The sequence below is a fragment of the Streptomyces sp. NPDC026673 genome (assembly GCF_040638135.1).
In the GTDB taxonomy this organism is placed as follows: Bacteria; Actinomycetota; Actinomycetes; order Streptomycetales; family Streptomycetaceae; genus Actinacidiphila.
On record NZ_JBEZXR010000141.1, the window covers coordinates 1 to 9842 of the forward strand.

Annotated in this window: 10 protein-coding genes; 6 read left to right on the forward strand and 4 right to left on the reverse strand. The window is 71.4% G+C overall.

Annotated features, from left to right (window positions below; translation table 11 throughout):
• Positions 1-100 precede the first annotated feature (100 nt).
• Positions 101-739 carry a TetR/AcrR family transcriptional regulator gene (locus AB0F62_RS41665; RefSeq protein ID WP_361811782.1) on the reverse strand — a complete coding sequence of 213 codons (639 nt, stop codon included), beginning with the start codon at positions 737-739 and terminating at the stop codon, positions 101-103.
• A 91-nt stretch (positions 740-830) separates the two neighbouring features.
• Between AB0F62_RS41665 and AB0F62_RS41670 the strand changes: the two genes are divergently transcribed.
• The 3 genes from AB0F62_RS41670 (at position 831) to AB0F62_RS41680 (ending at position 4428) form a co-directional block, all read left to right on the forward strand.
• Positions 831-2207 (forward strand): GH1 family beta-glucosidase, encoded by a 1377-nt coding sequence (locus AB0F62_RS41670; RefSeq protein ID WP_361811785.1) that lies wholly within the window; start codon positions 831-833, stop codon positions 2205-2207.
• Positions 2208-2302: 95 nt separating this feature from the next.
• Entirely contained in the window at positions 2303-3616 is a 1314-nt protein-coding gene (locus AB0F62_RS41675) for an MFS transporter (protein ID WP_361811787.1), read from the forward strand.
• 260 nt (positions 3617-3876) lie between these two features.
• A complete protein-coding gene (locus AB0F62_RS41680; protein WP_361811790.1) occupies positions 3877-4428 on the forward strand; it encodes an HPP family protein in 552 nt (183 codons plus the stop codon).
• Positions 4429-4543: 115 nt separating this feature from the next.
• Here AB0F62_RS41680 and AB0F62_RS41685 read toward each other — a convergent pair whose 3' ends face one another.
• Positions 4544-4975: a MarR family transcriptional regulator gene (locus tag AB0F62_RS41685; protein ID WP_361811793.1), complete on the reverse strand. Its 432-nt coding sequence runs from the start codon at positions 4973-4975 to the stop codon at positions 4544-4546.
• Between the two features lie 123 nt (positions 4976-5098).
• Between AB0F62_RS41685 and AB0F62_RS41690 the strand changes: the two genes are divergently transcribed.
• A complete protein-coding gene (locus AB0F62_RS41690; RefSeq protein WP_361811796.1) occupies positions 5099-5995 on the forward strand; it encodes an RNA polymerase subunit sigma in 897 nt (298 codons plus the stop codon).
• Between the two features lie 73 nt (positions 5996-6068).
• On the opposite strand, the gene AB0F62_RS41695 is transcribed toward AB0F62_RS41690, so the two are convergent.
• Both AB0F62_RS41695 and AB0F62_RS41700 read right to left on the reverse strand, forming a co-directional pair.
• Entirely contained in the window at positions 6069-6599 is a 531-nt protein-coding gene (locus AB0F62_RS41695) for an SMI1/KNR4 family protein (RefSeq protein ID WP_361811799.1), read from the reverse strand.
• 408 nt (positions 6600-7007) lie between these two features.
• The gene (locus tag AB0F62_RS41700) at positions 7008-7235 is read right to left on the reverse strand and encodes a DUF397 domain-containing protein (RefSeq protein WP_361811802.1); all 228 of its coding nucleotides are present in this window, start codon (positions 7233-7235) and stop codon (positions 7008-7010) included.
• Between the two features lie 396 nt (positions 7236-7631).
• On the opposite strand from AB0F62_RS41700, the gene AB0F62_RS41705 reads away from it, so the two are divergent.
• Together AB0F62_RS41705 and AB0F62_RS41710 are read left to right on the forward strand one after the other, a co-directional pair.
• The gene (locus AB0F62_RS41705) at positions 7632-8645 is read left to right on the forward strand and encodes an NAD(P)H-dependent glycerol-3-phosphate dehydrogenase (protein ID WP_361811805.1); all 1014 of its coding nucleotides are present in this window, start codon (positions 7632-7634) and stop codon (positions 8643-8645) included.
• A gap of 309 nt (positions 8646-8954) precedes the next feature.
• On the forward strand, positions 8955-9413 hold the full coding sequence (locus AB0F62_RS41710) for a hypothetical protein (RefSeq protein WP_361811808.1): 459 nt from the start codon (positions 8955-8957) through the stop codon (positions 9411-9413).
• The last annotated feature ends 429 nt before the right edge of the window (positions 9414-9842 follow it).

The window sequence follows — 9842 nt, forward strand, 5'->3', positions numbered from 1 at the left end:
CTGACCGAGGAGGTCACCGCCCGCAAGGGCTGACCCCGGCGGGTCATCGACCGGAGCCCCGTGACGCCCCCGACGGCACCACGGGGCTCCGGCGTGTCCGTCAGCCGCCGAGGTAACCGCGGAGCAGCCGCTTGCACTCGGCGATGAGGACCGGATCCCCCTCGGGATCCCGGCGGAAGGCGAGCCGCAGGACCGCGTCGGCGGACTCCAGCGCGACATGGAGCCGAACGCGGGCTGCCGCCTGATCGGAGTCGCCTTCGCCCAGCAGGTCGCCGACGAGGAACCAGAGCCGCTCGGCGACGGCCGCGTTGTTCTCCAGCACCCCGTCGAGGAGGTGGACGCTGCGGGGGTCCTCGCGTCCGACCGCCCCGAAGTCCACCACGCCGAACCCCGGGACGGCGCGGCGCATCGCGACGTACTCCTCGATCGCCAGGTCCACCATCGCCGCGACGCTCGGGGGCCGTTCGGCCTCCACCCTCCGGGCGAGGCGGTCGGCGAAGTGCCGCAGGTTGCGTTCGGCCAGCGCGCCGAGAACTCCGTCGACACCGGGGAAGAACTGGTACAGCGTGCCGATCGGGACCTCCGCGCGCCTCGCCACCTCCTTGGTGGTGAGCGCCGTGTGGCCGACCTCGTCCAGCAGATGCGCGCAGGCGTCCAGGATCCGGTCGAAACGTTCCCGGCTGCGCTGCTGCACAGGGCGGCGGCGGAGCGGACCGGAGGAGTTCGGGGATGCCTGCATGGTCCCACTCTGCCGGATCGGGTGTAGGTTGGCGAAACTCAACATGAGCAATCCTCATGTTCCTGCGTTCGGCAGAGGAGAGGAATCCCCGATGTCCCCGCTTCCCGCCTCCTTCAGCTGGGGCGCCTCCACCGCCGCCTACCAGATCGAGGGCGCCGTCGCCGAGGACGGCAAGGGGGCGTCCGTCTGGGACACCTTCAGCGCCCGGTCCGGCGCGATCCGCGCCGGCCACACCGGGGAGGTCGCCTGCGACCACTACCACCGCCACACCGAGGACGTGGCGCTGATGAAGGACCTCGGCCTCGACGCGTACCGCTTCTCGATCTCCTGGCCGCGCGTCCTGCCGGAGGGCAGGGGCCGCGTCGAACCGCGCGGACTCGGCTTCTACGACCGCCTGGTGGACGAACTGCTCGCGGCCGGCATCACCCCCACGCCGACGCTCTTCCACTGGGACCTCCCGCAGGCCCTGGAGGACGAGGGCGGCTGGCTGAACCGGGACACGGCCCGGCACTTCGCCGCGTACGCGGCCGTCGTCGCCGAACGCCTCGGCGATCGCGTCACCCGCTGGATCACCCTCAACGAGCCCTTCGTCCACATGGTCTTCGGCTACGCCTTCGGCACCCACGCCCCCGGCCGCGCCCTGATGCTGGAGGCGCTGCCCGTCGCCCACCACCAACTGCTCGGGCACGGACTCGCCACCGCCGCGCTGCGCGCGCACGCCGCCGCCCCCGCACAGGTGCTGATCGCCAACAACTGCACCCCCGTACGGACGCCCGAGGGGGCCACGGACGCCGACCACGCCGCTGCCTCCGCCTACGACGCCCTGCACAACCGGCTGTTCACCGACCCGCTGCTGCTCGGCGGCTACCCCGACCTGTCCGCGTACGGCCTGACCGACCCGACATGGGGCGGCGTGGTCCGCGAGGGCGACCTCGCGGTACTCGCCGCACCCCTCGACGGACTGGGCGTCAACTACTACAACCCCACCTGGATCGCGGCACCCACGGCGGAGACCGGCCTGCCGTTCGACCTCCTGGATCCGGACGCGGCCGTCCCCGGGCGCTCTTACCCGCGCACCGCCTTCGGCTGGCCGGTGGTGCCGGACGGCCTCACGGAACTGCTCACCGGCCTCGACGCGCGCTACGGCGCGGCGCTCCCGCCCGTCTGGATCACCGAGAACGGCTGCTCCCAGGCCGATCTGCCGGCCGGCGACGGCGAGATCCGGGACGAGGCCCGCATCGACTACCTGCGCACCCACATCGAGGCCGTCGAGACCGCGTACGCCCGGGGGGTCGACGTCCGCGGCTACCTGACCTGGTCGCTGCTGGACAACTTCGAGTGGGCCGAGGGCTACCACCAGCGATTCGGCCTCGTCCACGTCGACTACGCGACCCAGCGGCGCACGCCCAAGGCCTCGTACCACTGGTACCGGGAGCACATAGCGCAGGCGCGCCGCGCCGCGTCCTGATCCGTCCGGATCCCTTGGCGCCCCGCCGGCCCGGCACTACACTCGCGCGGAACATGAGATGCCCTCATGTTCTCGGGTGCTGCGGGGGGAACGGCATGCGCCACACCGGTGAGGACGCCCAGGACACGCCGGACGGCACGTCGGAGGGCACGGCGGAGGGCACGTCGGGCGTCACACCGGACGCCGTGTCGGCCGAGCCGGTCACCCGGGTGCGGCCGGCCTGGACCGCCCTGCTGAGCCTGGCCACCCTGGCCGTCTTCATGGCCTTCATGACTCCCATCCAGATCCTGCTGCCGCTGCAGCTGGAACACATCGATCCGGCCGGGAAGCACACGGCGCTGTCCTGGGTGACCGGAGCCGGCGCCCTGGTGGCGATGGTCGCCAACCCCCTGGCCGGGGCCCTGTCCGACCGCACGGTCTCGCGCTTCGGACGCCGCCGACCGTGGATCGTCGGCGGCGCGCTGGCCGGCGCCGCCGGGCTGCTCGTCACCTCCGCCCAGCACACGGTGCTCGGCGTCGCCGTGGGCTGGTGCCTCGCGCAGGCCGGGCTCAACGCCATGCTCGCCGGGGTCACCACGCCGGTCGCCGACCAGGTGCCGGTCGCCCAGCGCGCCGAGGTCTCCGGATGGACCGGCATCACGCAGTCCCTCGGCCTCGTCATCGGCGCCGTCGTCACGACCACGCTGGTGACCGGGGTCTCCTCCGGCTATGCCACGATCGCCCTGCTGACCGTCGCCCTCGCGCTGCCCTTCGTCCTCCGCTTCGGGGAACCCCCGCTGCCCCGCACGTCACGTCCGCCCTTCGACCCGCGGCGGCTCGCCGCCGGACTGTGGGTGAGCCCGCGCCGCCACCCGGACTTCGGCTGGGCCTGGCTGACCCGCTTCCTGATCAACCTGGGCAACGCGATGGGCACCCTGTACCTGCTCTACTACCTCACCGACTCGGTCCGCCTGGACGACCCCGACAGCGGCGTGCTGGTCCTCACCCTGATCTACACCCTGTGCGCCGCCCTCACCGCCGTCCCGGTCGGCGTGCTCTCCGACCGGGCGGGCCGGCGCAAGGGCTTCGTCCGGGCCTGCGCCGTCGTCATGGCCGCCGCCGCGGTCCTGCTGGCCTGCGTCCACACCTGGGCCGCGGCCATGATCGCCGCCGCGGTGCTCGGTGCCGGGTTCGGCATCTACCTGGCCGTGGACCAGGCCCTGGTCACCCAGGTGCTCCCGGCCGCCCAGGACCGCGCCAAGGACCTCGGCGTCATCAACATCGCCAACTCGGGTCCCCAGGTCCTCGCCCCGGCCGTCGCCGCCCCCGTCATCGCCCACCTCGGCGGCTACACCGGCCTCTACCTCGGGACCGCGCTCGTCACGCTCCTCGGCGGCCTGCTGATCACCAAGGTCCGGGCGGTCCGGTAGCGACTGTCGTCCTCGCTGAGGGGCGGCCGGGCCGGAGCGGCCGGCCCGGGCCGCTTCGATAGAGGTCGTCGATCAAGCGATAAGGACGTGGTCTTGGACAGGTGCCGCGCGCCGACGCCACGATCGAGGGCGTGATCCCCGTCGTCACGGAAGAGCCGCCGTGGGCCGGATACGGGGATGATCCCGAGGAGTCCCCATGCTGATTCCGTGCGCCCCGGGGTTCCGCGCCCCGCGGGGCGGTCCCGAGACCGGTCCCCTCCATGGCCGCTGAAGCGCCGGGCGTGGCCGAGGACGTCGCGGCCTCCCGCCCGGCGAAGCCGACGTCGAAGCGCCGGTGGAAACGGGATCGGCCGCGGCTGCCCCCGCGCACGATCGCGGCGGCGGCCGTCACGACGTCGGCCGGCCTGGCGCTGCTGGTGGCCCTGGGGGCGCTCACGCACCAGACGGTCCTCGTACCGCCGCTCGCGGCCACCATGGCGATCGTCACCGCCACCCCCGAATCGCCCCTCGCCCAGCCCCGCCACGTCATCGGCGGCCACATGCTCTCCTGCCTCGTCTGCTTCCTGGTGCTCGCCCTCGGCTGGCACGGCCCCTGGGCCGCCGTCGTGGGCAGCGGCATCGCCTGCGGGGTCGTACTCGTGCTCAAGGCGGCCCACCCGCCGGCCATGGCGACCGCCGTGATGATCATGCTCACCGACCCGCCGGTCACCCGCTTCGTGCCCCTGCTGGCCGCCGGTGCGGTGCTGCTCGTAGCGGTGCAGATGGTCTCCGCCCGGCTGCGGCGCGAGGTCTATCCCACCTCCTGGTGGTGAGCGCCGGCTTCCCTCGGCACCGCCGCCGACGAGGCGCGCGCGTCCGCCGTGGGGGCCGACCCGTACCGGCCCGCGGACGGTGCTCACGGAGCCCGCCCGCGGGCGCGGGAGGACTTCAGGATTCCGTCAGCGAGGCCAGGGTGGCCAGTGCCGTCATCAGCGCGCGGCGCTGCTCGGGGGACAGGCCGGCGAGCATGATGTCGTCCGTCCGCGCCGCCAGCGCCTCGACCGTCGTCACGAGTGCCGCGCCCTGTTCCGTGAGCTCCAGGAGCTTTCGGCGCCTGTTGCCCTCGTCGACGCGGCGGCTGAGGAACCCGCGCTCTTCCAGCGAGCGCAGCAGCGGCGTGAGGGTCGCCGTGTCGATTCCCGTGAGTTCGCCCACGTGGGTCTGGGTGATCGTGGGCCTCTCCCGCAAGGCGAGGAGGACGGCGGCCTGCGGCGGTGTGACCTGGGGGCTCAGGCGCTGCCACTGGGCGGTATAGGCCTGGAGCGCCCGCCTGAGCAGGTGAAGGGGAGCCTCCGTCAGGCCACGGGGGATGTCGGTCACGGTGGCCTCTCCCTGAGTGCTGTGTCACCGGGCCCCCTGTGAGCGCGGCGCGGAGTCCAGTATATATTCGTATACGAAAGTTCGTGTACGAAGTGTTTCGGGAGTGAGAGGAGAGGATGCCGTATGGACCACGCCGACGCGGTGCCGATCGCGGAGCTGCTCAACGAGCGCCGTTATCTGCTCGATGTCGCCGACCGCATGTCGGGCGGCCGCGGTGAGGCGGAGAGCGTCGTCGACGAGGCCTACCGCCGGTGGTGCGGGCTGCCGGAGGGGGAGCGCCGGCGCATCGCGGCGCCGCGGTCGTGGCTCGCGCAGACCGTCGGCAGGATCTCCCGCGGCGGTCAGATCCAGTCCGGCAGGGCCGAGGATCCCGCCCGCGTGACGGGGGCCGCCGAGAGGACCCGAACGATCGGGTTCCCCGCCTCCGTGCCGGCGGACGGAGACGAGGTGAGCCGGGTCCTGCTGGACCTGCTGGCCTCCCTGTCCTCGGCCGAGCGGGCGGCGTTCGAGTCCGACGACGCCTGGGCCACGACCCCCGGAACGGACGCGGAGATCGTGGGACGCTCCGAGCGCGAGTGCGCCGAACTCGCCGACCGGGCCCGCGGCCGCCTGCGGTTGCGGCGCGCTCGCCCCACCTCGCCGCAGCAGCACGACGCCCTGGCCCGCGCCGTCCGCCAGGCCTGCCTCACCGGTGACGCCGACCTGATGGCATCACTGCTGAGTCCGGACGCCACGGCCTACTTCGACGGCGGCGGCAAGGTGCGGACGCCGACCCGGCCCGTGCACGGCAGCCGGCAGGTCGCCCGCACCCTGCTGACCGTCCTGGCCCGCTGCCCGCGCACCACGCTGACCACCCACCCCGTCAACGGCCGCACGGGCCTCGTCGCCCGCTACGACCACCAGGTGGCGGCCGTCGTCACCCTGGACGTCGCCGAGCACCGCGTCGGTCAGGTCTGGGTCGTCCTCAACCCCGACAAACTGCGCTCCTGGAACCAGCCCCCGGCCCAGACCTCGGCGTAGCCGCGCGGGAGTTGCGGCGCCGGGAGTTGCGGCGCCGGGGCGCGCCGCAGGCGGACAGGCCCGAAGGCCGGGGTCATCCGGCCGCCACGGGACCGCTGTCCGGGCCGTCGCCGAAAGCGCCGTCCGAGGTGAGGCCCTCGACGAACGCCCGGAAGGTTCCGGCCAGCGCGAGTTCCGTGCCGAGTTCGGCGTCGAACCAGGTGACCGACGGCTCACCGTCCGGGCCGCACGTTCGGTAGTCGAGCCCGATCCAGTAGTGCCCGTCGCCGCAGAGCAGCACGATCGGCGACGGCAGCTGCCACTCCGCGACCAGGTACGGGGTGTCGAGCAACGAGAGCATCCCTTCGCGTCGGCCGATGCCCATCACGTCCGCGAAGGGAACGTGGTCCTCACTCCATGAGGTGGGCCGGCCGGTGGGGAACGCGTTGTGGCCCGCGGCGGCGCTGCCACCGTTGCGAAGCCGCAGAAGGTCGAGCAGGGCGGCGGGCAGAGTCACACCGAGCACGCACTCGGCATCCCGCACCGCCTCGTCGGTCAACGGCGACTGGACGCCGTAGTCGCCGTCGCCCCAGAACGCCGCCTTGACCTCGTCGAATCGCGCCATGGGCGGCAGCATACGTTCGGGCCCTCGCCCGCGTGGCGTTGACGCCGGGCGACGTGGGCCGCGCGCCCGCCTGTTCGAAGGTATGAACTCCCGGGGTGGTCAGCGCCCGGATTCGAACCGGGGTTCCGCATCGGGGCGAACCCGCGTACGGAGTCCTGGGCCGCTGGACGACGCATGACCGCTCGCAGCGTATCCGCGCGACCGGGCGCCTCGCCTCCCTATTGCGCTCACCCTCCGGCAGCGCCGGTCTGGGATGTGGTGGGCCGTGTGGTCGGCGCCGCTTGCCTCTGGCGAGGGCCAGGTTGTGCGTCCGGGCGACGCCGAGCATGGTGCGCCGGGATTGCGGCGGAGCCGAGCGGTGTACCGCGGCAACCACGGTTGGCCGGCTACGACTCCGCGCCGACGTCCTCAGCCGAATTCGCCGTCACGCACGCCCAGTCGAAACGCCGCCCACTCCTCTGCGGTGAATCGCAGCGGCGGCAGTTCCCTGTTCTGAGAATCGCGGACCGCGACCGCTCCGCCGCCGAGGTCCGCCACCTCCACACACGTCTTGTCCCACCGGTTGGAGTAGCTGCTCGTGACCCAGTCCGCCTCGGCCAGGTCCCTTGCGTACAGCTCCGCTTTGACTGCGTCCATCATGTGCTCCTGTTGGTATCGGATGGACGTTCTCCTTTCAGCATCACTCTGACGATTCCGATGTGCATCTCGCCCTTCTGGCAGGCTGTCCGCTGCGCCGCCCCGAAGACGCGGGACGCGTATCTGCCCGGCAAGCACGCTTGTCCTCCCTCGCGGCTCATGCCGCTCCGCCCTTACCGCAGACGTACGTCCCACTCAGCTGGTCTTCGGCTTCCCGGCTCCGCGGTCGTCTCCTGGCGTTGGTGCCGGCCGCGACGGGAGCAGGCGCTGAGAACTGGCATCCTTTGCGGGCGATGGCGGAGGAGTACGCCTCTGTGGTGCCCGGCCCGGTCGATAGGCTGACCCGGCCCGGCCGCGGGGCCGGCTGTAAGCCCACGTACAACGAGAGGACCCGCAGTGCCCCAGCACCGTCCCGTCCGAGCGGCAGTGTTCTCGGCTGGTTCTTGGGGCACCGCCGTCGCCAAGGTCATGGCTGACGCCGGCACCGACGTCATCGTGCACGCCCGCCGCGGCGAGATCGCGGACGGGATCAATACGGTTCACCGCAATCCTGGGTACTTCCCGGACGTTGAGCTGCCGGCCCGTGTGACCGCGACGACCGATCCGGCCACCGCTCTAGGCGGTGCGGACTTCCTCGTGCTCTCCATCCCTGCGCAATCACTCCGGGCCAGTCTCGCCTCCTGGGCGCCGTACATCGGGTCCGACACCGTGATCGTGTCGCTGATGAAGGGCATCGAGCGGGGCAGCGGCCTGCGGGCGAGTCAGGTCATCACCGAGGTGACCGGCGTGAGCGCGGACCGGGTCGCGGTGCTCTCGGGCCCGAACCTCGCTCCCGAGATCATGGCAGGACAGCCCGCTGCCGCCACCATCGCCTGCCCGGACGAGGACGCCGCCCGTCGCTTCCAGCAGGCGTGCCACGCCCCCTCCTTCCGGCCCTACACCAGCACCGATGTGATCGGTTGCGAGCTGGGCGGTGCGGTGAAGAACGTCATCGGCCTCGCGGCCGGCATCGCCTCAGGTATGGGTTTCGGCGACAACGCCGCGGCCATGCTCATCACCCGCGGGCTTGCCGAGACCACCCGGCTGGCCACGGCTATGGGCGCCCGCCCGGCCACTCTGGCCGGTATGGCCGGCCTGGGTGACCTGGTGGCCACCTGCTCCTCCCCGCTCTCCCGCAACCGCACCTTCGGAACTCACCTCGGCCGGGGCCTCAGCGTGGAACAGGCAGCGGCCGCCACCCGACAGACCACCGAGGGCGTCAAGTCCGCCGAAGCGGTCCTCGACCTGGCTCACGCATACGGCGTCGAGATGCCGATCTCGGAGATCATCCGCGACCTGCTCAACGAAAAAGTCACCCTCGACGAGGCTGCCGCCGCACTGATGCAGCGGCCGCCCAAGCCCGAGCACTGACCCCTCAACGGAATTGTGCGCGCTCTGAACATCTGCCTTGTAGGCCTGGTGGTCAGGGTCGTGGAGGGCCCGCGGGTCACAGCGGCTTTGGAACTGCCCAGCTCAGCCGGTCATCGCGACCACGGTGCCCCGTCGTTGACCGTGGTTGACCGCCCGGTGTGGCACGGCTGTGGCACGCGCGGGCGCGTGTCGACACCTGGCTCCCAGGCCTGTCACGGTGATACCTGATCTCTGGTGCGCCTCCGAAGACCGTGCGGCGTCTACTGGGGCAGCCAGAGAGGAGTCGCGTTGGTACGGCATCTCACGCCTATGTTCGCGCTGGGAGCGTTGCGTCGAGGCAAGGAGATTGAGCAGTTCCTCGGCCCGGTGGAGCGGGGCGGCCGGCGTGGCGTTCGTTGGATCGCGCTCAGCCCTGGCCGTGCCGGCGTCGGGGTCTATCTGCAGGAGGTGGAGGACATCCCCTCCGACACCTTCCGTGACATCACCGAACAGCTACCGCTCGACCCGGACGACGAGACATGGGGCAAAAAGATCGCCACCGTGGCGACTCCGGAGGAAGCCATCACCCTGGCCGAGCGCGAGTTCGGGGCGATCGCCGACCGCTGGGTCAATCTCGGTTTCGTCGGCGACGAGTACTACGACTACGTGACCTCTGGCCGTCCGGATCATGTGCAGCAGTCGGAACGTCGTAGGTCCTCCGCTCCACTTACTCAGAACACGCGCCATTCCTCTCGCGGGACGGGACCTTCCCACGAATCCCAGACGTAATCCGTCCACTCCCGGGCCACGCAGACCGGACGGCTGAGAGCGATGTCCCCCGCGCGTTGCGCACGGAGGACGAGGCCAAGTTCCCCAGTTCCGGGGTCGCCGTCCCCCGAGTGCCTGACAGCTTCGGCAGGTTTCCGCGTGTTCAAGTAATCACAGAACTGTCGTGATCCTGCACGCTTTCCGAGTCTGTTGGTGCATGTGAGCGGGCCAACCGTGACAGTCCACGACCGTTCAGCCTGGTTCGGCGTAGCGGTTCATCCCTGATGAGGTCCTCATGTGAACGGGCCTGGACGCCGATGAATGAGACAGAAACGAAGGCCCGCTGCGGCCTAGTTGTTCTGTCCGGGGAGGTTGTGGACGGGTGATGCAGGTCTCGGTTGAGGGATCTTGAAATGGGTGAGGGCCTTCTGGCCTGGTGTGGATTGCGAC

Bases quoted from the DNA above. Each gene is read 5' to 3' on its own strand.
- AB0F62_RS41695 (WP_361811799.1), bottom strand. From the start codon at position 6,599: ATGGCGCGATTCGACGAGGTCAAGGCGGCGTTCTGGGGCGACGGCGAC.
- AB0F62_RS41665 (WP_361811782.1), bottom strand. From the start codon at position 739: ATGCAGGCATCCCCGAACTCCTCCGGTCCGCTCCGCCGCCGCCCTGTG.
- AB0F62_RS41710 (WP_361811808.1), top strand. From the start codon at position 8,955: ATGTTCGCGCTGGGAGCGTTGCGTCGAGGCAAGGAGATTGAGCAGTTC.
- AB0F62_RS41670 (WP_361811785.1), top strand. From the start codon at position 831: ATGTCCCCGCTTCCCGCCTCCTTCAGCTGGGGCGCCTCCACCGCCGCC.
- AB0F62_RS41675 (WP_361811787.1), top strand. From the start codon at position 2,303: ATGCGCCACACCGGTGAGGACGCCCAGGACACGCCGGACGGCACGTCG.
- AB0F62_RS41680 (WP_361811790.1), top strand. From the start codon at position 3,877: ATGGCCGCTGAAGCGCCGGGCGTGGCCGAGGACGTCGCGGCCTCCCGC.
- AB0F62_RS41700 (WP_361811802.1), bottom strand. From the start codon at position 7,235: ATGGACGCAGTCAAAGCGGAGCTGTACGCAAGGGACCTGGCCGAGGCG.
- AB0F62_RS41690 (WP_361811796.1), top strand. From the start codon at position 5,099: ATGGACCACGCCGACGCGGTGCCGATCGCGGAGCTGCTCAACGAGCGC.